The following is a 19370-nucleotide window of genomic DNA, read 5'->3' as shown; positions in this document are numbered from 1 at the left end:
ACGGTTGTACAGTTGCGCAATGCGGCAAGTGTTGCCGTGTCGACGGAGAAGAAGGGCGGGACCAGAATGTTGCGCAATGGCCTGGAGCCCTGGCACCTGTTGATCCTGGCTGTCGTCGTGGTCGTCCTCTTCGGCTCGAAGAAGCTGCCCGACACCGCCCGCTCGGTGGGAAAGTCCCTGCGCATCCTCAAGAGCGAAGCCAAGGCGATGAGGGACGAGGACGCCCGCTGAGAACGCCCGCTGACGACCACTGACGCGGGAGGGAAGGGCCGTTCCGGAGCCTCCCCGCAGCCGTTCATTTCATGGCTTGCGCAATCCGGGAACCCCGGGGGCCGCGCCGGGCGTTCTGGCACATAGCGGCTGAGTGACAGCAGAACAGCACCGAAGCACTGGAGGAAGTTCATGGGTGTGACCCTGGCAAAGGGCGGCAACGTCTCCCTGTCGAAGGAGGCTCCCGGCCTGACCGCCGTGACGGTCGGTCTCGGCTGGGACGTACGGACCACGACCGGCGCCGATCACGACCTGGATGCCAGTGCGCTGCTGTGCTCCGAGGCGGGCAAGGTCCTCTCCGACGCCCACTTCGTCTTCTACAACAACCTCAACAGCCCTGACGGTTCCGTCCGTCACACCGGCGACAATCTGACGGGGGAGGGCGAGGGTGACGACGAGTCGGTCGAGGTCGATCTGGCATCGGTCCCCGCCCAGGTCGCGAAGATCGTCTTCCCTGTCTCGATCCATGACGCCCAGAGCCGGGGCCAGAGCTTCGGTCAGGTGCGCAACGCGTTCATCCGCGTGGTGAATCGCGCCAACGGCGTCGAGCTGGCGCGCTACGACCTGAGTGAGGACGCCTCGACCGAGACCGCGATGGTCTTCGGCGAGCTGTACCGGCACGGCGCGGAGTGGAAGTTCCGGGCCGTGGGCCAGGGCTACGCATCGGGGCTGGCGGGCATCGCGACGGACTACGGCGTCAACGTCTGAGACGTCCGAGTGGATGGAGGGCTTTCACGGAACCGGCAACCGCCGGTTCCGCCTTCACTGCGCGATCATGTTCGTATGACCGACGAACACACCGCCCACGTCCTGGACTTCTTCACACCGCGTGCGGCCGACTGGGACAGCCGGTTTCCCGACGACGGACCCGCCTATGCCGCGGCGGCCGGCATGCTCGGGCTGCGTCAGGGTGACGCCGTACTCGACGCGGGCTGCGGCACGGGGCGCGCACTGCCCGCGCTGCGGGCCGCGGTCGGGCCCGGCGGTACGGTGCTGGGCGCCGACCTCACCCCCGCCATGCTGGATGCGGCGGTCAGGGCGGGCCGGGCGGACAGCGGGACGCTGCTCCGTGCCGACGTCGCCCGGCTGCCGCTGCGCGACGGGGCGCTGGACGCGGTGTTCGGGGCCGGGCTGATCTCGCATCTGGCCCGGCCGGAGGCCGATCTCGCGGAGCTGGCCCGGGTGGTACGCCCGGGCGGGGTGCTGGCCCTGTTCCACCCGATCGGCCGGGCCGCCCTCGCCGCGCGGCACGGACGCCCCGTCACCGATGACGATCTGCGGGCCGAGCCCCGACTGCGGGTCCTGCTGGCCGATGCCGGCTGGCGGCTGCACTCGTACACCGACGAGGACGACCGCTTCCTGGCTCTCGCCGTCCGTCGGGCCTGAACCCGGCGGCGCAGGCGGGGATCATTCCACGGGCGCCTGTGACGGCCCCCGATGGCCGGGGATCGGGCAGCCGCGGACGCCCGGAGTGGGGAACGTGCCGAGTGCGGCAATCTTGTACCCGTCCGGATATCCCTTGATCTCCGGGTTCTGGCGGGCGTAGTGCGGCCTGCGGCGGGGCGGCAGGAGCCGGACGGCCCTGGCCCGGATGCGCAGTGCCCCCCGGGTCAGCCCCCGGGCCACCGGCCCCGGGCGGCGGTAGCGGAACGTCCTGAGCAACGAGTCGTCCAGCAGTGCCAGGCTGGCGCCCCGGACCACTGGGGCGAGCGGCGCCGGGTACCAGGACCCCATCAGCGCCAGCGTGGCGTCCGAGACCCGTCGTCCCCCCTCGTCCCAGCCGAAGTGCTCGTGTTCGTAGGCGTCGAGCACACGCTCGAAGTCCTCGTAGGTCTGCGGGACGTCCTTGATTCCCATCCGGGCGCCGAGTGTGCGGTAGTAGGCGGCGAGGGCCCGCAGCTCGTGGTCGCATAGGCGACGCCAGCCGAAACTGTCCAGCCAGCGCTTCGGGGTGACGACGAAGGTGCACAGGACGTAGCGCATGTCGTCGTTGCTGATGGCGTAGCTGCGGTGCATCTGGTTGATCCGGCGGACCGCGGTGCGGCCCTCCTCGGTGTCGAATCCGTGCTCCACCACCGCGTCGAGGAGCAGGGCGGTGTCGTCGTACCGCTTCTGCGTACGCTCCGTCAACTCTGCTGTCTCGTCCAGGAGTCGGCCGATGCTGGGCACGGCATACGTGCGGTACAGGGCCAGTTCGAGGGCGCGGGTGATGTCCCAGGGGAACTCGTAGGTGACGGTGAGGCGGTAGATCTCCAGGAAGTCCCGCTCCGGGTCGAGTCGCTGAATCTCCTTCAGCCGGTCGTACCGCTTCGCCACGCTGTCCCCCTCGTTCGGCCGGTTGCGTCCAACCTTACGCGGAACGTCCCGCACGCCCCCTCCCTGCGGGTGCCAAGGCACCCGGACGAGTCGGGCGCGTCCGGATTCCCCCTGCTCGCCGGGGCCTCGACGAGGGGGTTACCGACTGGTTAGGGTGCGCCGACGGACCGAGGGACACCAGGAGCACCCTAAGCAACGCAGGACCGCGTGACGGGCGGCCGATCGATGAGGACGGGGAGGACACCGTGACGGGTACGGACGATGCTGCCGACGACGACGCTCTGCTGGTGCTGACCGCGCTGCTGCTGACGCCCGCGCGCTTCCCGAGTGTGCTCGGGGACGACTACGTGGCCGCGTGCGACGCGCTCGCCCTCGAACCGTACGAGGAGGGCTACGGCCTGGTCCTGGGGCAGGACAGCACCGGGGCGCGGTGGACGGTGGTCGTGGAGGACGTCTCGCAGGTGGCGGTCGCCGTCGCCGCGTGGGACTGCGGGATGGAGCACGACCTCTCCCCCGACGGCCGCTCCGTGGTGTGCGCGCTGCCGGGCTGGCCGCTGGACCTGGCCGTCGCCGCACCCGGTGTCCCCGAACCTCACGACCCGAAGACGGACGGGGAGGGCCCCGCACCGCTCGCCCCTCCCGCGGCGGACGCCTGGGGCCCCGCGCACCGGCGGCTCGGGGCGGACGAGGTGGCCGCCCAGTGGTCCCTCTGGCGCGAGCAGATCGACGAGAACGCGGCGGCCGATCCGGGGCACCCCGATGCGGCGCCAGTGAATGCGGCGGCAGTGGATGCGGTTGGGGTGGAGGCGGCCGACGAAGGGGAGTCCGGTGGCAGCCCCTCACGGTCCGTTCAGCACCCGGGGGTACGCAGGGCGCTGTCAGAGGCCCTCGCCTATACGAAGACTCCGCCGCCGCCCGGACGTATCCGCTCGTCGTTCGCCTCGGCGGACGTACGCACCCTGCGCGTCGACGGCCCGGGGTGGTCGATGGTGGCGAGGACCGACGACATCGCGTTGATCCTGCTGGACGAGGAGCCCGGCACGGTCCTCACCGTCCGGCGTGGGCCCGCGCTGCCCGGTCTGCTCAAGGCTCTGGAGGAACTGGCCCTGCACCCGGCGTGACGCTCTGGTCCTCATCGTGGCACCCGGCGTGATGCTGCGGTCCTCATCGTGGCACCCGAGCGCCACGATGAGGACCGCCCGCGCCCCGGACCCGGCCTGGGCCGATCCTGAGACGCTCCACAACCGGCCCGGCCGGGCCGGACCTCAGCGGCCGATTTCCTTGCGGTTGATCCTGCGGAGCCTGCGCCGCTGCGACGGGTCCAGCAGCAGATAGCCCGCCACGGGGACCCCGATCACGATCAGCAGGGCCCACCAGAATCCGATCAGGGGCCACAGGATGGCCGCCGCGAGAACTCCCCCGATAGCGACCTTCGCACCATTCGTCATGGTCCACGCCTCCTTCGCGGCCGGCGCCGCTCCTGTTGTGTGAACGCGTCCGCGCGCCCTTCCGTTCCCCGCCGGGCCCGTCATCGCAGCGGATCACCGACGTCATGCATGTGCGCCAGGGCCTGGCGGTAGGACTCGATCAGACCGGTCTCCGCATACGGCATACCTATGCTCCCGCAGTACGCCTTGACCAGTGGCTGGGCCAGCCTGAGGTGGGGCCGGGGCATGCTCGGGAAGAGGTGGTGCTCGATCTGGTAGTTCAGCCCGCCCAGGAACCAGTCGGTCAGGGCCGCGCCGCGGACGTTGCGCGAGGTCAGGACCTGCCGCTGGAGGTGGCCCCAGCGCTCCCCGTCGGCGTCGGGCATCTCCATGCCCTTGTGGTTGGGGGCGAACGCCAGGCCCAGGTGGAGGCCGAACACCGCGTGCAGCAGCAGGGCGAAGACGACCGCCTTGCCCGGGGACAACGTGCTCAGCAACAGCGTCGCGTACAGGGTGACGTGCGCGATCAGCAGCAGGGCCGCGAGCACCCGCTCCCGGGCGGGCTGGCGGCGCAGGAACTGGAACCCGTAGATCTTCAGGGCGATGCCTTCGAGCAGCAGCATCGGGAAGAACAGCCGGGCCTGGTTGCGGGTGAGCCAGCGGGCGAATCCCTCTCGCTGCGCCGCCTGCTTCTGGGTCCAGACCAGTGCGCCAACACCGACATCGGGGTCCTTGTCGATGTGATTGGGGTGGGCGTGGTGGCGTACATGCTTGTCGTTCCACCACGCTTCGTTCATGCCGAGGAGCAGATTGGCGTGCACGAGGCTGATCAGCCTGCTCGTCCTGCGGTCACCGGTTATCTGCGCATGTCCCGCGTCATGGGCGATGAACGCCGTACGGGCCCACAGGACGGCCAGCGGCAGGGCGAGGAACAGGCTCCACCAGCTGTCGCCCACCAGGAAGAGGGCGGTGACCACCGACCCCAGGGCGGTCAGATTGGCGGCGATCCCCAGCGCGTACCGGCCGGGGCGGTGCTCCAGCAGACCCTGGCCCTTCACCGCACGCAGCAGGGGCGCGAAGTCGCTCCCGGCGGCCGGTCGGCGGGAGGAGGGCGTGGGGGCGACGCTGGGTGTCGCGGCGGTGGCCGCGGCGGTGTCTGTAGCGGTGGCTGTCGCCTGGGGCATGGAGTCTCCGGTCTCTGGAACCTCTGCGCCGACCTCGTAGAACGTACGGATCAGCTGACCTCCCGAACGTACGGATCAGAGGTGCGCGGCAGCCATGGCGCCATCCCCCTGGTTCGCCTGGGGCATACCCCCGTGCCACAGGGTGGTGCTGGCTGCACCCTCGATCGCGACCACCCCACAGAAGTGGCATAGATCACATAACACAACGGCCCGTTGTCGCACGAGATGGAGTACCCTCGGCGACCCTGACCCACTAGTCAAATTTGAGGAATTCGACATCGCTGTGCACAGGCACCCTGCGGCAACGCCCTCCGAGGTCACCGAACTGTCCCGCTGCTCTGCGGTCTTCGTCCCGGCGGACCCGGCCCGTACCGGCCGGATCGCGTTCTGGAACCCGGACATTAGCACCCTTCCCGCCGCTCCCGGGATCTCGTCGGAGACGGCCGTTTCTGATCTGACCGTTGTCGGAGCCGACCTGCGCCGCCGCACTGTCGCGGCCCTGCACCTTCCCGTACGGAACGCTCTGCCGGTGCTGACCCGGGCGCGCGCCGACGCCCAGGCATCCCCGTCCGTCGCCTTCTGGGGCGCCGCCGGGCTTCTGGCGCTCCAGTTCGTCGCGCGCGGCTTGCTGCTGCCGGGGCTGAGCCCCACCGACCACGACGCCTGGCGAATCGGCCCGCTCAGCACCGAGGACCTCGAACGGCTCCGGGAAATGGCCGCGTCGATGCCCCCGAGCGCGCACGCGACCCCGCTCCCGTACGCAGGCGGCACGCGGACACCGGAAGGGGCCACCGACCAACCGCTGCTGCCCGAACCGGAGGGGCTGCTGCGGGCGTTCCTCGATGCCGTGGCCGACACGATGCCCCGTACCCCTGCCGCCGGTTTCGTCGCCGCAGGCCCCGCGTACGCCGCCCCGGAGCCGCAGCGGCTGCCCGAGGGGCGGGCCTGGGCGGCCGATGTGGCGGCCGGTCACGACGCGGGCGCACGGCTCTCGTTGCGTATCGAGATCTCGGGCGTGGCCCCGGCCGCAGGCGCACCGGGGGACGCGCCCGGCCCTGCGGACAGCAACGCGCCGGACGGGAAGGCTCCCGCGTTCCGGGCCGTGCTTCAGATCCACAGCGTCAGCGACCCCTCCCTGGTCGCCGATGCGGCCGAGGTATGGGCCGGGGGCGCGCGGACGGCCGCAGTGTTCGGGCCTCGGGCCCGGATGGACGCCCTCCTCACCCTGCGGCGCGCCGCCCGCGCCTGGCCCCCGCTGGCGCCGCTGCTCTCCGCTGCGGTGCCCGACTCGGTGGAACCGGCCGATGAGGAGATCGCCGAACTGCTGGGCTCCGCCTCGCGCGCCCTGGCCGCCGCGGGCGTACAGGTGCACTGGCCCAAGGAGCTCGCCAGAAAGCTGACCGCGCGAGCGGTGGTCGGGCCGGAGACCGCGGCGTCCCCGGACCGGAATCCGGACGACGCGGCATCCTCGGACCGGGATACCGACGGCACGGGGGCCGGGCGGCAGGGGCGTACCACGGCGGACACGCCCTCGTTCCTGTCGGCCGACGCGCTCCTGGCCTTCGACTGGCGCTTCGCGCTGGGCGACCGGAGACTGACCCGCGAGGAGCTCGACCGGCTCGCCGAGTCGAACCGTCCCATCGTCCGGCTGCGTGACCAGTGGGTACTGATCGACCCCGAGGAGGCACGCCGGGCCCGGGAGACCCAGGACCGCAAGGTCACTCCGATCGACGCGCTGAGCGCGGTGCTGACGGGTTCCGCGGAGGTGGACGGCCGTCGTGTGGAGGTGGAGGCGACCGGCTGGCTGCGGCAGCTGCGGGACCGGCTGGCCGACCCGGAGTCCGCGGCCCACCGGCAGGTCGGACAGCCCGAGGCGCTCACCGCGACGCTGCGCGACTATCAGCTGCGCGGTCTGAACTGGCTGAACACCATGACCTCGCTGGGTCTGGGGGCCTGCCTCGCCGACGACATGGGACTGGGCAAGACCATCACGCTCATCGCGCTGCATCTGCATCGCCGGGGTGACCAGGACACGGCCGGGCCGACGCTGGTGGTGTGCCCGACCTCCCTGATGGGCAACTGGCAGCGGGAGATCGAGAAGTTCGCCCCGGGCACCCCCGTCCGCCGCTTCCACGGCGCGTCGCGCTCCCTGGAGGGGGTGGTGGACGGCGGGTTCGTCCTGACGACGTACGGCACGATGCGGCTCGACGCGCCCCGGCTGGCCGAGGTGGCCTGGGGCATGCTCGTCATCGACGAGGCCCAGCACGTCAAGAACCCGCACTCGGCGACGGCCAAGCAGCTGCGGACCATCGGCGCACAGGCGCGCGTGGCCCTCACCGGCACCCCGGTGGAGAACAACCTGTCGGAGCTGTGGGCGATCCTCGACTGGACGACCCCCGGGCTGCTCGGGCGGCTGGGCACGTTCCGCAGCCGGTACGCCGCCGCCGTCGAGGGCGGCACCGACCCGGGCGCGGCGGAACGGCTGTCCGCGCTGGTGCGGCCCTTCCTGCTGCGGCGCCGTAAGTCCGATCCGGGTATCGCGCCCGAGCTGCCGCCGAAGACGGAGACCGACCGGACGGTGTCGCTGACGGCGGAGCAGACCGGCCTGTACGAGGCGGTGGTGCGCGAGACGCTGGCGGAGATCTCCGGCGCGGACGGGTTCGAACGGCGGGGCCTCGTGATGAAGCTGCTCACGGCGTTGAAGCAGATCTGCAACCACCCGGCGCAGTACCTCAACGAGGAGCGGCCGAGGATCGCGGACCGGTCGGGGAAGGTCGAGCTGCTGGACGAGCTCCTGGACACGATCCTGGCCGAGCAGGGTTCGGTGCTCGTGTTCACGCAGTACGTGCGGATGGCCCGGCTGCTGGAGGAGCACCTGGCAGCACGCGGGGTGCGTACGCAGTTCCTGCACGGCGGTACGCCGGTGGCGCGGCGCGAGGAGATGGTGAACCTCTTCCAGGCGGGCGAGGCGCCGGTGTTCCTGTTGTCGCTCAAGGCGGCGGGTACGGGGCTCAATCTGACCCGGGCCGGTCATGTCGTGCACTTCGACCGCTGGTGGAACCCGGCGGTCGAGGCACAGGCGACGGACCGGGCGTACCGGATCGGGCAGACCCAGCCGGTGCAGGTCCACCGGCTGATCGCCGAGGGCACGATCGAGGACCGGATCGCCGAGATGCTCGCCCGCAAGCAGGGCCTCGCGGAGGCGGTGCTCGGCTCCGGCGAGGCGGCGCTGACGGAACTGACCGATGCGGAACTGGCCGACCTGGTCGAGCTGCGAGGGGGCGCACGATGAGCGACGACGCATACGAGTACCACGACTACGACGCATCGGACCGGGACGACGACGGGGCATCGCGGGAGGGGCGCGGTGGGCCGGAGCGTACGTTCGCGGCGCTGCCTCCGGCGCGGGGGCGCGGGTTCGCCACGTCCTGGTGGGGCCTGGCGTGGCTCAAGGCCCTGGAGGACACGGCTCTCGACGGTGAGCAGCTCAAGAAGGGGCGGCGACTGGCCCGGGAGGGCCGGGTCGGGGCGGTCTCGGTACGTCCGGGCCGGATCACGGCGGTGGTACGGGACCGGGACGGCACGGCCCACCGCGGCGACGTGCTGTTGCAGCGACTCGGCCCGGGTGCGTGGGACCGGTTCCTGGACATGGCCGTGGACCGGGCCGGGCACATCGCGGCCCTGCTGGACCGGGAGATGCCGCCGCACCTGGTGGAGGACGCGGCGGGCGCCGGGGTCGATCTGCTGCCCGGCATCGGTGACTTGGAGCCCGAGTGCACCTGCGGGGCCTGGGACCACTGCCCGCATTCGGGTGCGCTGTGCTACCAGGTGGCACGGTTGCTGGACGAGGACCCGTTCGTACTGCTGCTGTTGCGGGGACGCGACGAGCGGCGGCTGCTGGACGAACTCCAGGTGCGCAGCACCGCCTGCGCCGCCCGGGATGCGGACGGCTGGGCTCCGGAGACCGCTCGGGACGCGGGCCGGGAGGTCCGTGGGGTCCCGGCCGGTGAGGCGTTCGCCGCCGACGGGATCCTGCCACCGCTCCCCGCTCCCCCGCCGGTGCCCGCCGAACCGGGGCCCGGGCCGTCACTGGACACGGAGGCCGGTCCGGTGCCCGGGATCGACCCGCCGGCGCTGGAGGTGCTGGCCGCCGACAGTGCGGTACGGGCCCACCGGATGCTCCTGGACGCACTGGTTCCGGGGCACGGGGGCCAGCCGCTGCCGGTGGAACTGACGCCGCGGCAGGATGCGGTACGGCTGGCCGCTGACGCCCGGCCGGAACCGTGGATCGCCTCCCGGCTGGCCGCGGGCTCGGGCCGGCAGCGCGCCGAGCTGGCTGCGGCGGTCGACGCCTGGCGGTACGGCGGGGTCGCCGCGCTCACCGTGCTGGAGGAGGAGTGGGAGCCGGACGCGGACGCACTGGCGCGGGCCCGCGCCCAACTCGCCTCGGCCTGGGAGACGGGCGAGCGGCCGACGCTGCGGGCAGGCGGCCGGTCGCGCTGGACGGTGGTGGGCGCCGACGTCCAGCTCCGGTTCGACCGCGACGGGCGGTGGTGGCCCTACCGCAAGGAGCGCGGCCGCTGGGTACCCGCCGGACCGTCGGACGACGACCCGGCGAGTGCGCTGGCGGGGGCCGGTGGCGCGGTGCCGGACGGCATGGGCTGAGGGGTCGGGCGTACGGCTGCGGGGGCGGGACGGTCCCGGGCGGGTGCGCGGGGCGCGAGGGCCGGAGCACGGGGGTGGGAGGCGGGTGCCCCAAGCGCGGGCAGGGAAAGACGGGCCCGAAGGCACGGGCCCCGAGGCCTGGCGCGGCCGGCTCCGGGCAGGGCCGGGCAAGTGCGGGACAGCGCCGCCTGCGTTGCGGTTGCGGTTGCTGTTGCGGGTAGGCGTTCGGGAACCGTAGGCCCGGTGGGCTCGTCATCTGCATCTGCGGGGAGCGACCGGCGGGCGGTGGTGCCCCCTCGCCGCGACGGCCCCGCAGGCCCCGCCCTCGCCCCGCCCCCAGCACCTGGAGTGCCGTTGTACCGCAGAAGGATCCTTCAGTGCGCCGCCGTGACGACGGCGGCGGCCGCCCTGCCGTCATCGGTCCGGGCCGTGGCGGCGCCGGATGGCGTCACGGACTACGCGACCGCCCTGTGGGCTCCGGCCTCTCCCGCCAACTACACCGTCCCCGCCCGCCCTTCGGAGCGCCGGGTCGACCGCGTCGTCATCCATGTCGCACAGCAGTTGTTCACCCCGACCGCGGGCATCTTCCGCGATCCGGCCAAGCAGGTGTCGGCCCATTACGTGGTTCGCTCGGGCGACGGTTTCGTGGCCCAGTGCGTGCGCGAGCGGGACATCGCCTGGCATGCGGGCAACTGGAACTGGAACACCCGGAGCGTCGGCATCGAGCACGAGGGGTGGGTGGACCGGCCGGAGTTCTTCACGGACGTCATGTACCTGCGCTCGGCGGAGCTCACGGCCGACATCTGCGAACGCCACGGCATCCCCAAGGACCGCCAACACATCGTGGGCCACCACGAAGTACCGGGCAGCGACCACACCGACCCCGGTGTCCACTGGGACTGGGACCGCTACCTCCGGCTCGTCAACCGCGTCTGAAACCGCGACTCGAACGGCATCTGAAACGGCATGGACTGCACCCCGCAGGGGGGAGCATGCCGCATCGGGCGCATGGCCTGTGCGGATGATGCGGAGTCCTGTTGTGACACGCCGTGTGCCGGCGCCGACCGTCGTATGCGCCGCTGCACTGAGTACCGGGTGCACCCCGAGGGCGTCGGAGGCAAGGGCTCCCACGACTTCGGCCGGGCGCTGGGCACGATCACCACGCGGATCGGGGACGCCTCGGAGTTCGAGCGGGTTCTCACCGAGGAGCGGATCTACGTCCGCGCAGGACGCCACCGAGTCGGACACCACGCCGCCGGGCCGACCGTCCGGCTCGCGGGGGCCCGCGCGGAAGTCCCCCTCGTCAGGCGCTCGCCCCGGACAGGTGCCGGTGGATGGGCACCGCACCGCCGGTGAGCGGCAGGCCCGTGCCGCCGTGCCGGGCCGCCACGATCTCCGCCGCGATGGACAGGGCGGTCTCCTCCGGCGTACGGGCTCCGAGATCGAGGCCGATGGGCGAACGCAGCCGGTTCAGTTCGCGCTCGTTCAGGCCCGCCTCGCGCAGCCGCCGTGTCCGTTCCTCGTGGGTGCGGCGTGAGCCCATCGCGCCGACGAACGCGATGGGCATCCGCAGTGCCTCCGTGAGGAGCGGTACGTCGAACCGGGCCTCGTGCGTCAGCACGCACAGCACCGTGCGCGCGTCGGTGGGGGTGCGCCGCAGATAGCGGTGCGGCCAGTCGACGACGACTTCGTCGGCCTCGGGGAACCGGGCCGGGGTGGCGAAGACGGGCCGGGCGTCGCACACCGTCACGTGGTGGCCGAGGAACTTGCCCACCCGCACCAGCGCCGCGGCGAAGTCGACCGCACCGAAGACGATCATGCGGGGCGGTGGAACCCTGGTCTCGACGAGCAGGGTGAGCCCGCCGGGGCAGTGCGACCCGTCCTCGGAGAGTTCGACGGTGCCGGTGCGACCGGCGTCCAACAGGGCCCGGGCCTCGGCCGCCGCCGTACGGTCCAGCGCCGGGTGGCCGCCGAGTCCGCCCTCGTGGGTGCCGTCGGCGCGGACGAGCAGGGAGCGCCCCAGAAGCCCGTCGGGGCCGCTGACCACCCGGGCGAGTGCCCCGGCCGCGCCGGAGGCCGCCACGGCGAGGGCGGCCCGCAGCACCGCCCGGTCCGGCGAGTCGGCGCGGACCGGAGTGACCATCACGTCGATGACCCCGCCGCAGGTCAGCCCCACCGCGAAGGCATCCTCGCCGCTGTAGCCGAACCGTTCGCGCACGGCTTCGCCGTCCTGGAGGGCCCCCGCGCACAGTTCGTACACCGCGCCCTCCACACAGCCTCCGGAGACCGATCCGATCACTGTGCCCGCGCTGTCCACGGCGAGGGCGGCACCGGGTCCGCGCGGCGCGCTGCCGCCGGTGGTGACGACGGTGCCGACGGCGAACTCCCGGCCCTCCGCCATCCACCGGTGCAGCTCGCCGGCGATGTCAAGCATCCGCCGCTCCTCTGTCCGCCGGGGTCCGCATCGACGCCTCCAGGACCCGGTCGGGACGGATCGGCAGGTGCCGGTGGCGTACACCGGTCGCGTGCCAGACCGCGTTGGCGACGGCCGCCGCCGCGCCCACGATGCCGACCTCGCCGATGCCCTTGATGCCGACCGGGTCGTCCGGGTCGTGGTCGTCCACCCAGTCCGCCTCGATGTCCGGGACGTCGGCGTGGGTTGCCACGTGGTATCCGGCGAGGTCGGGTGCGTAGTGGCCGCCGGTGTTCCGGTCGCGGACCGCCTCTTCGTGCAGGGCCATGGAGATGCCCCAGGTCATGCCGCCGACAAGCTGGTTACGGGCGGTGAGCGGGTTCACGATCCGGCCCGCCGCGAAGATGCCCAGCATCCGGCGCACCCGGACCTCGCCGGTGCTGACGTCCACGGCGACCTCGGCGAACTGGGCTCCGTAGGAGTGCCGTTCCTTCTGGGCGAGGGCGCCGATGGCCTCCGTGGTGTCGGACTGCACGGTGATCCCCTCCGGGGGGATGCTCGTCCCCGGCGCGAGCCGTGTCCGCAGTTCGGCTGCCGCGGCCGTGACCGCCCAGGCCCAGGAGCGGGTGCCCATGGAACCGCCGGCGATCATGGCATGGCCGAAGTCGCTGTCACCGATCCGGACCCGGACGCGTTCGGGTGCGGTCTCCAGGGCGTCGGCGGCGACCAGGGTGAGGGCGGTGCGGGCGCCGGTGCCGATGTCGGCGGCGGCGATCCGGACGGTGAAGGAACCGTCCGCCTCCGCCGTCAGCAGGGCCGTGGAAGGGGCGGCCCCGGCTCCGTACGAACCCGCCGCCGTGCCGGTGCCCAGCAGCCAGCGCCCGTCGCGCCGCGTGCCGGGACGGGGGTCGCGGTCCGCCCAGCCGAACCTGCGTGCGCCCTCTCGGAAACAGGCCGTCAGGTTGCGGCTGCTGAACGGGAGCCCGGAGACGGGGCCGACCTCCGGCTCGTTGCGCAGTCGCAGTTCGACCGGGTCGACGCCGCAGCGTTCGGCGAGCTCGTCGAGGGCCGTCTCGATCGCGAACGACCCCGGGGCCTCCCCCGGCGCGCGCATCCAGGTCGGGGTCGGTACGTCGAGCCGTACGACGTGGTTGGCGGTGCGGTGCGCGTCGGCGTCGTACAGCACGCGGGCGACGGCCGCGCCGGGTTCGACGAACTCGTACACGGTCGACGTCTGGTTCAGCGAACGGTGTTCCAGAGCGCGCAGCCGGCCGTCGGGGTCGGCGCCGAGCCTGATCCGCTGGGTGGTGGGGCTGCGGTATCCGGCCAGCGAGAACAACTGACGGCGGGTCATCACCACGCGTACCGGGCGGCGCAGTGCGGTGGCGGCCATCACGGCGGACACCTGGTGGGCGCGCAGGCCCTTGCTGCCGAAGCCGCCGCCGATGTGCTCGGAACGTACCCGTACGGAGGCGGGGTCGAGCGAGAACATCGTGGCCAGCTCGCTCCGGACCCAGCTGACGCCCTGGTTGGAGTCGACGACCTCCAGCGTGCCACCGTCCCACAGGGCTGTCGCCGCGTGCGGCTCCATCATGCTGTGCTGCTCTTCGGGGGTGGTGTACTCCGCTTCCACGACGACGGCGGACGCGGCGAGTTGTGTCTCCAGGTCCCCCTTGTCGGTCTCCGCGGACATGTGGCCGCTCGCGGCGTAGGCGTCGGGGTGGTCGGCGACGAGTGCGGTGTCGTGCGGCTCCTCCTCGTATGTCACGACGAGCGCTTCGGCGGCCTCCCTGGCCTCCTCGGGCGTCTCGGCGACGACGAGCGCCACCGGCCAGCCCGCGTGGGGCACCCTGTCGTCCTGGAAGACGGCGGCGGTCGGGTCCGGTGGAACGCCGAGCAGGCCGACGTAGTCGGTTTTCAGCCGTGGGGCGTTGCCGTGGTGCAGGACCGTGAGCACGCCCGGCATGTCGAGCACCGGGGCGGTCTCGACGTCACTGATCCGGCCGCGGGTGATCGTGGACAGCACCAGCCAGCCGTGGGCCAGCCCGGCGAAGGGGATCTCGCCCGCGTAGCGCGCCGCGCCGGTGACCTTGGCGCGGCCCTCCACCCGGGTGTGGGCGACACCGACGGCCCCGCGGACCGCCGCCGAGGCGGCTGTGGTGGTCGTCATCGGGCGTCCCCCTCGGCGAGTTCGGTCAGGACGGAGACCACGAGGTTACGCATGAGGGTCACCTTGTATCCGTTGCGGGGCAGCGGCCGTGCGGCCGCGAGCTCGGCGTCGGCGGCGGCGGCGAAGGTCGCACCGTCGGCCGGTGCGCCGGTCAGGACGGCTTCGGCGGCGCGGGCACGCCAGGGGCGGGAGGCGACAGCCCCGAGGGCCAGGCGCGCTTCGCGTACGCGGCCTTCCTCGATGGTGAGCGCGGCGGCGACGGAGCCGATGGCGAAGGCGTACGAGGCGCGTTCGCGCACTTTGCGGTAGCGGGAGCGGGTGGCGACGGGCCCGACCGGAAGGGTGACGTGGGTGATCAGCGCACCGGGCGGCAGGGCCGTTTCGCGGTGCGGGGTGTCGCCGACGGGGAGGTAGAGATCGGTGATCGGCACCTCGCCCGGTCCGTCGAGGGTCTCGTAGGCGACGACGGCGTCGAAGGCCGTCAGGGCGACGCCCATGTCGGAGGGGTGCACGGCCACGCAGTGATCGGAGGCGCCGAGCACCGCGTGGTTGTGGTGCTCGCCTCCGACGGCCGGGCAACCACTGCCCGGGACGCGCTTGTTGCAGGGCTTGCTGACGTCGGAGAAGTAGCCGCAGCGGGTGCGCTGGAGCAGGTTGCCGCCGACGGTCGCCATGTTGCGCAGCTGCCCGGACGCCCCGGCCAGCACGGCCTGGGTCAACGCCGGGTAGCGGCGGCGGATTTCAGGGTCGGCGGCGAGGTCGCTGTTGGTGACGGTCGCGCCGATGTGCAGGCCGCCGTCCGTGGTGTGCTCGATGCGGTCCAGCGGGAGTTCGCGGACGTCGACGAGGCGGGCTGGGCGTTCGACGCCGGTCTTCATCAGGTCGACGAGGTTGGTGCCGCCGCCGAGGAACCGCGCGTCGGGGTCGGCGGCGAGGAGGGCGACCGCGCCGGTGACGTCGTGGGCGCGCCGGTAGCCGAACTGCCTCATGCGGCGGTCTCCTTCGCGGCTGCCGTACGGCTGTCCGCGTGGGCCTCGGCGGCCCGGGCGACGGCCTGGACGATCGAGACGTAGGCGCCGCAGCGACACAGATTGCCGCTCATCCGCTCACGGATCTCCTCCGGCGTCAGCGGTGGCGGGCCCGCCTCGGGACCCACGTCGTCCGTGACGGCGCTCGGCCAGCCCGCCGCGTGCTCCTCGATGAGGGCGACGGCCGAGCAGATCTGTCCGGGCGTGCAGTAGCCGCACTGGTAGCCGTCGAGATCGAGGAACGCCTGCTGGACGGGGTGCAGTTCGTCGCCGTCGGCCACACCTTCGATGGTGGTGATCTCACGCCCCTCGGCGGCGACCGCCAGGTTGAGGCAGGAGACGACGCGCCGCTGGTCGACCAGGACGGTGCACGCGCCGCACTGTCCTTGGTCGCAGCCCTTCTTGGTGCCGGTGAGATCGAGGCGCTCGCGCAGGGCGTCGAGAAGGGTGGTGCGGTGGTCGACGGACAGGTGGTGCTTCTCACCATTGACGTTCAGGGTGATCGCACTGGATGTCGACGAGGGAGCTGGGGCCATGATCAGCCTTCTCTGGTGTCTGGTGACAAGAAAACCGGGCTGCCGGCAGCGGGCCGGGGCGGTGACTGCCGACCGCGGTCGGCGCTAAGGTAGACCTAACCGGACTGTTGTCCACTCCCGGAAAACTTAACGGACAGCTGTCCGGTTAACAAGGACGGGTTTCGGCCATGAACCCGCGAGGAGGACGTGTGCCCCAGTCGAAGAAGGACACTCCCCTGCGCAAGGACGCCCCCCTGCGTTCGGACGCCCAGCGCAACCGCGAACGCATCCTGCAAGTGGCCACGGTGGAACTGACGCGGTGCGCGGACGCCCCGCTCAGCGCGATCGCCAAGAAGGCGGGCGTGGGACAGGGCACGTTCTACCGCAACTTCCCCCATCGGGAGGCGCTCGTCCTGGAGGTCTACCGCTACGAGATGCAACAGGTGGCGGACGCGGCGACCGCGTTGCTCGACACCCGCGCGCCGGAAGCGGCCCTGCGCGAGTGGATGGACCGCCTCGCCCGGTTCGCCATGACCAAGGCCGGCCTGGCGGACGCCATCCGGCTGGTCACCAGCGCGCCGGGCGGCCCCGCCAGGCCCGGCCCCACCCCGGTGCTGGACGCCGCGGGCATGCTGCTCCGCGCCAACGAGGAGGCGGGCACCATCCGTTCCGGGGTGACCCCGGACGACTTCTTTCTCGCCATCGCCGGTCTGTGGCAGATCGACCCGAGGGAGGACTGGCAGCCGCGGGCCACCCGGCTGCTGGACTTCGTGATGGACGGACTGCGCGCGCGGGCGTCCGGGCGGTGACCGGCCCGGGCCTGGCTCCGGGGCCGGTCCCGGTCCGGTGCGGCGACTGCTCGGCGGCCCGCCACGGAACGAACGGCTGCCGCAAGCAGATGGCCGGAACGCTGGTCCAGGCCAAGCCGCTTCGGTCCCACTATCCTCATCCGTGGTCAGTGACCGACCACCCCCGCCCAGGTTGCGTGCTGGATCGGGTGCCCCCACTCCCCCTGAGCTCCGTCCCGAGCAGCCGGGTGAACTCCCCCCATTTCGCCGCCTCCAGAAGGCCACGGTGAACGTTCGCACCAGATACTCCACCACCATCGGCACCCTTTGCCGCGTCGCGTCCCCGGCCCCGGCCACGGCGTCGGCCGACGAGACCGGCGCACCGGCCCCGGAGAGGCGGGCCGCACTCACGGAAGTGAGCAGGGCGCAGAGTCCGACCTCCGGCGGCCGCCGGGCCCGGAGACACCGTATGGATAGCCGAACGCGCGGGCACCGTACGGGTCCTGGACGATCAGGGGCTGGGCGACCCGGTGCTCGACATCTCCGACGAGACCACGACGGACGGCGAACGAGGCCTGCTGGGCGTCGCGTTCGGCCCCGACGGCTACCTCTACATCGCGTTGGGCGACGGCGGTTCGGGCGGTGACCCGCACGGCAACGGACAGAAGCTGGACACGCTGCCCGGCAAGGTGCTGCGGATCGACCCGAGCGGTGGCGGCCTCTACGCGATCCCCCCGGACAACCCGTTCGTGGCCGACGCCGACGCGAGGGGCGAGATCTGGGCGTACGGGCTGCCAATCCCTGGTGGTTCTCCTTCGACGCGGGTCCACGAGTACGACCGCAGCGGCCCGGGCTGCTCGGTCACCGGCGGATTCGCCCACCGCGGCGACGCTCTGCCGCAGCTCCGGGGGGGGCTACGTGTTCAGTGACTACTGCGACGGGACGCTACGCACTCTGAAGTCGGAGAACGGGCAGGTCACCGACGAGGGCGACCTCGGAGTAGGGGGCGGCGAGGTCATCCCGTTCGTGCAGGACGGCGACGGCGAGCTGTACGTACTCGACATCGGCGGCGCGATCCCGCGCATCGACCCGGCGTGCATCACCGAGTCGTGAGCCGCACTCCCGGGGCGCGGGACGGTGATACGCATCACTGCTCCGGCGCCCCGGGCCGGGCGTCCACGATCATGACCGGATGGACGCTCATTTCCTCGGAATCCCCGAGCTGACCGAAACCCCGTCCGTGGCGGTCGTGGTCGACGTCATGCGCGCTTTCACGGTGGCCGCCTGGGCCTTCGGCCAGGGGGCGGAGAGAATCGTCCTCGCCGGATCGCTGGACGAAGCCCTGGCACTCAAGTCCCGCCACTCCGGCTGGGTGGCGATCAAGGACGGCCCGCCGGCGCCCGGGTTCGACACGGTCAACTCCCCGGGCATGCTGCGGTCCATGGACCTCGGCGGGCGGACCGTGGTGCAGAAGACCACGGCGGGGACGGTCGGCGCTCTCGCGGTCAAAGACGCGCCCCTGGTGCTGTGTTCCGCCTTCGTGGTGGCGGAGTCGACGGCTCGGCTGCTGGGCACGCACGGACGTGAGGGTGTCACGTTCGTGGTCACCGGCGAGGACGGGCGGGCCGATGAGGATCTGGCGTGTGCCCAGTACATCGCCCGAAGGGTGACCGACGGCAGGACGGACGCGGCCCCGTTCCTCCGCCGGGCCGCCGCGTCACGTGCCGCCGCCGAACTGACCGAGCGGGTGCGTCAAGGAGTCCATCCCGATGACGTCGCCCTCTGTCTTGAGGTCGACCGGTTTCCCTTCGCCATGGTGGCGGCCCTGGAGGGTCCGCTCATGGTTCTGCGTCCGCGAACGTCGTCCTCTCCGGCCACCGCCTGAGGTACGCGTCCAGTTCGGCCGCCCCCGCCAGCATCGCGCGCCCCCGGGCGGACAGCCTGCCGTGCCAGTCGTGCAGGGCGGACTCCAGCGGGTCCAGCCCGCCGGCCGCCCGAACGTGGGCGATCAGGGGGGCGATCTGCTCCAGGAGGTAGCCGCCCCGCCGGAGTTGGTGGGTGAGCCGGGCGTCCCGGACGTCGGCCTCGTCGTACACCCGGTATCCGGTCCCCGGATCTCGGCGCGGGCGCACCAGGCCCGCGCGCTCCCACGTGCGGAGCGTGGCGGGCCGGAGCCCGAGCTGTGCGGCCAGCGGCCCGATGTACGTCGTGCCGGGGGCGGACACGTCGTGGTGCGCGGGGGACGTGTCCGGTTCCAGGGCGCGCAGGGCGCTCTCGACGGCCCGCAGGGTCCCACGGTCCTCGCGGAGTTGGACGTGGCTCTCGTCGATGAGCCGGAACGCCTCGTCCTCCTCGCCCCGGTTCACCGCCTGCATGACCGACGCGGCGGTGCGGTGACCGTGGCCGGGAGCCAGGGCGAGGAAGGCCCGCAGGGCCGCTGCGTGGCGCGGAGTGTAGGCGCGGTAGCCGTGAGGGGTGCGGGCGGCGGGCGGAAGGATGCCCGCCGCTTCGTAGTTCCGGACAGCCTGCGTGGACAGGCCGTGCCCGCGCGCCAGATCGATCGGCCTCAGCTGCCTACTCATTTGAGACTTTCT

General features: G+C 72.3%; 18 protein-coding genes and 1 pseudogene. 11 read left to right on the top strand and 8 right to left on the bottom strand.

The genetic code is table 11. The annotated features are described in order from the left end of the window. Window positions 1-66 precede the first annotated feature (66 nt). From tatA to CIB93_RS03920, 3 genes are all read left to right on the top strand, one after another. The gene (tatA, locus tag CIB93_RS03930; protein WP_096624094.1) at window positions 67-231 is read left to right on the top strand and encodes a Sec-independent protein translocase subunit TatA; all 165 of its coding nucleotides are present in this window, start codon (window positions 67-69) and stop codon (window positions 229-231) included. Window positions 232-402: 171 nt separating this feature from the next. Further along, the gene (locus tag CIB93_RS03925; protein WP_096624092.1) at window positions 403-978 is read left to right on the top strand and encodes a TerD family protein; all 576 of its coding nucleotides are present in this window, start codon (window positions 403-405) and stop codon (window positions 976-978) included. Between the two features lie 75 nt (window positions 979-1053). Further along, on the top strand, window positions 1054-1656 hold the full coding sequence (locus CIB93_RS03920) for a class I SAM-dependent methyltransferase (RefSeq protein ID WP_096624090.1): 603 nt from the start codon (window positions 1054-1056) through the stop codon (window positions 1654-1656). A 21-nt stretch (window positions 1657-1677) separates the two neighbouring features. Here the strand turns inward: CIB93_RS03920 and CIB93_RS03915 are convergent, their stop codons facing one another. After that, window positions 1678-2586, bottom strand: a complete 909-nt coding sequence (locus CIB93_RS03915; protein WP_096624088.1) for an oxygenase MpaB family protein — start codon at window positions 2584-2586, stop codon at window positions 1678-1680. Window positions 2587-2831: 245 nt separating this feature from the next. On the opposite strand from CIB93_RS03915, the gene CIB93_RS03910 reads away from it, so the two are divergent. Next, on the top strand, window positions 2832-3707 hold the full coding sequence (locus CIB93_RS03910) for a hypothetical protein (protein ID WP_257002001.1): 876 nt from the start codon (window positions 2832-2834) through the stop codon (window positions 3705-3707). A gap of 144 nt (window positions 3708-3851) precedes the next feature. Here the strand turns inward: CIB93_RS03910 and CIB93_RS03905 are convergent, their stop codons facing one another. Both CIB93_RS03905 and CIB93_RS03900 read right to left on the bottom strand, forming a co-directional pair. Beyond that, on the bottom strand, window positions 3852-4034 hold the full coding sequence (locus CIB93_RS03905; RefSeq protein WP_096624084.1) for a hypothetical protein: 183 nt from the start codon (window positions 4032-4034) through the stop codon (window positions 3852-3854). A gap of 80 nt (window positions 4035-4114) precedes the next feature. Then, complete coding sequence (locus tag CIB93_RS03900; protein WP_096624082.1) at window positions 4115-5197, bottom strand: acyl-CoA desaturase; 1083 nt, start codon at window positions 5195-5197, stop codon at window positions 4115-4117. A gap of 283 nt (window positions 5198-5480) precedes the next feature. Between CIB93_RS03900 and CIB93_RS03895 the strand changes: the two genes are divergently transcribed. The 4 genes from CIB93_RS03895 to CIB93_RS03880 all read left to right on the top strand — a co-directional run bounded on the left by CIB93_RS03895 (window position 5481) and on the right by CIB93_RS03880 (window position 11218). After that, window positions 5481-8489 (top strand): DEAD/DEAH box helicase, encoded by a 3009-nt coding sequence (locus tag CIB93_RS03895; protein ID WP_096624080.1) that lies wholly within the window; start codon window positions 5481-5483, stop codon window positions 8487-8489. After that, window positions 8486-9862: an SWF or SNF family helicase gene (locus tag CIB93_RS03890; protein WP_179499950.1), complete on the top strand. Its 1377-nt coding sequence runs from the start codon at window positions 8486-8488 to the stop codon at window positions 9860-9862. The genes CIB93_RS03895 and CIB93_RS03890 overlap by 4 nt, the downstream gene beginning before the upstream one ends. A gap of 354 nt (window positions 9863-10216) precedes the next feature. After that, a complete protein-coding gene (locus CIB93_RS03885) occupies window positions 10217-10798 on the top strand; it encodes an N-acetylmuramoyl-L-alanine amidase (RefSeq protein ID WP_096624078.1) in 582 nt (193 codons plus the stop codon). A gap of 135 nt (window positions 10799-10933) precedes the next feature. Beyond that, on the top strand, window positions 10934-11218 hold the full coding sequence (locus CIB93_RS03880) for a hypothetical protein (protein WP_143659980.1): 285 nt from the start codon (window positions 10934-10936) through the stop codon (window positions 11216-11218). Here the strand turns inward: CIB93_RS03880 and CIB93_RS03875 are convergent. From CIB93_RS03875 to CIB93_RS03860, 4 genes are read right to left on the bottom strand one after another with little or no spacing between them, the layout of a single operon-like run. Continuing rightward, entirely contained in the window at window positions 11166-12296 is a 1131-nt protein-coding gene (locus CIB93_RS03875) for an XdhC/CoxI family protein (protein WP_096624074.1), read from the bottom strand. The two genes, CIB93_RS03880 and CIB93_RS03875, sit on opposite strands and share 53 nt — an antisense overlap. Continuing rightward, the gene (locus CIB93_RS03870; protein ID WP_096624072.1) at window positions 12289-14445 is read right to left on the bottom strand and encodes a xanthine dehydrogenase family protein molybdopterin-binding subunit; all 2157 of its coding nucleotides are present in this window, start codon (window positions 14443-14445) and stop codon (window positions 12289-12291) included. The genes CIB93_RS03875 and CIB93_RS03870 overlap by 8 nt, the downstream gene beginning before the upstream one ends. Then, window positions 14442-15434 (bottom strand): xanthine dehydrogenase family protein subunit M, encoded by a 993-nt coding sequence (locus CIB93_RS03865; protein WP_096624070.1) that lies wholly within the window; start codon window positions 15432-15434, stop codon window positions 14442-14444. Before CIB93_RS03865 ends, CIB93_RS03870 begins: the two co-directional genes overlap by 4 nt. Next, window positions 15431-16009, bottom strand: coding sequence for a (2Fe-2S)-binding protein (locus CIB93_RS03860; RefSeq protein WP_096624068.1), 579 nt, complete (start codon window positions 16007-16009; stop codon window positions 15431-15433). The genes CIB93_RS03865 and CIB93_RS03860 overlap by 4 nt, the downstream gene beginning before the upstream one ends. Before the next feature lie 167 nt (window positions 16010-16176). On the opposite strand from CIB93_RS03860, the gene CIB93_RS03855 reads away from it, so the two are divergent. The 3 genes and pseudogenes from CIB93_RS03855 (at window position 16177) to CIB93_RS03845 (ending at window position 18661) form a co-directional block, all read left to right on the top strand. Further along, the gene (locus tag CIB93_RS03855) at window positions 16177-16797 is read left to right on the top strand and encodes a TetR/AcrR family transcriptional regulator (protein ID WP_096624066.1); all 621 of its coding nucleotides are present in this window, start codon (window positions 16177-16179) and stop codon (window positions 16795-16797) included. 265 nt (window positions 16798-17062) lie between these two features. Then, a pseudogene (locus tag CIB93_RS03850) lies at window positions 17063-17889 on the top strand (sorbosone dehydrogenase family protein). Window positions 17890-17968: 79 nt separating this feature from the next. Continuing rightward, window positions 17969-18661, top strand: a complete 693-nt coding sequence (locus CIB93_RS03845; protein WP_096624064.1) for a 2-phosphosulfolactate phosphatase — start codon at window positions 17969-17971, stop codon at window positions 18659-18661. Here the strand turns inward: CIB93_RS03845 and CIB93_RS03840 are convergent. Then, entirely contained in the window at window positions 18615-19358 is a 744-nt protein-coding gene (locus CIB93_RS03840; protein WP_096624062.1) for a TioE family transcriptional regulator, read from the bottom strand. The two genes, CIB93_RS03845 and CIB93_RS03840, sit on opposite strands and share 47 nt — an antisense overlap. Between the last annotated feature and the right edge of the window lie 12 nt (window positions 19359-19370).

It is taken from the genome of Streptomyces sp. WZ.A104 (assembly GCF_002382885.1).
Taxonomy (GTDB): Bacteria; Actinomycetota; Actinomycetes; order Streptomycetales; family Streptomycetaceae; genus Streptomyces.
This window is presented reverse-complemented; position numbering and strand designations above follow the sequence as displayed.

Excerpts from the sequence above, each read along its gene's own strand:
- CIB93_RS03905 (WP_096624084.1), bottom strand. The coding sequence starts at position 4,034 with ATGACGAATGGTGCGAAGGTCGCTATCGGGGGAGTTCTCGCGGCGGCC.
- CIB93_RS03860 (WP_096624068.1), bottom strand. The coding sequence starts at position 16,009 with ATGGCCCCAGCTCCCTCGTCGACATCCAGTGCGATCACCCTGAACGTC.
- CIB93_RS03880 (WP_143659980.1), top strand. The coding sequence starts at position 10,934 with ATGCGCCGCTGCACTGAGTACCGGGTGCACCCCGAGGGCGTCGGAGGC.
- CIB93_RS03875 (WP_096624074.1), bottom strand. The coding sequence starts at position 12,296 with ATGCTTGACATCGCCGGCGAGCTGCACCGGTGGATGGCGGAGGGCCGG.
- CIB93_RS03855 (WP_096624066.1), top strand. The coding sequence starts at position 16,177 with ATGAACCCGCGAGGAGGACGTGTGCCCCAGTCGAAGAAGGACACTCCC.
- CIB93_RS03865 (WP_096624070.1), bottom strand. The coding sequence starts at position 15,434 with ATGAGGCAGTTCGGCTACCGGCGCGCCCACGACGTCACCGGCGCGGTC.
- CIB93_RS03925 (WP_096624092.1), top strand. The coding sequence starts at position 403 with ATGGGTGTGACCCTGGCAAAGGGCGGCAACGTCTCCCTGTCGAAGGAG.
- CIB93_RS03840 (WP_096624062.1), bottom strand. The coding sequence starts at position 19,358 with ATGAGTAGGCAGCTGAGGCCGATCGATCTGGCGCGCGGGCACGGCCTG.
- CIB93_RS03900 (WP_096624082.1), bottom strand. The coding sequence starts at position 5,197 with ATGCCCCAGGCGACAGCCACCGCTACAGACACCGCCGCGGCCACCGCC.
- CIB93_RS03920 (WP_096624090.1), top strand. The coding sequence starts at position 1,054 with ATGACCGACGAACACACCGCCCACGTCCTGGACTTCTTCACACCGCGT.
- CIB93_RS03845 (WP_096624064.1), top strand. The coding sequence starts at position 17,969 with ATGGACGCTCATTTCCTCGGAATCCCCGAGCTGACCGAAACCCCGTCC.
- tatA (WP_096624094.1), top strand. The coding sequence starts at position 67 with ATGTTGCGCAATGGCCTGGAGCCCTGGCACCTGTTGATCCTGGCTGTC.
- CIB93_RS03890 (WP_179499950.1), top strand. The coding sequence starts at position 8,486 with ATGAGCGACGACGCATACGAGTACCACGACTACGACGCATCGGACCGG.
- CIB93_RS03870 (WP_096624072.1), bottom strand. The coding sequence starts at position 14,445 with ATGACGACCACCACAGCCGCCTCGGCGGCGGTCCGCGGGGCCGTCGGT.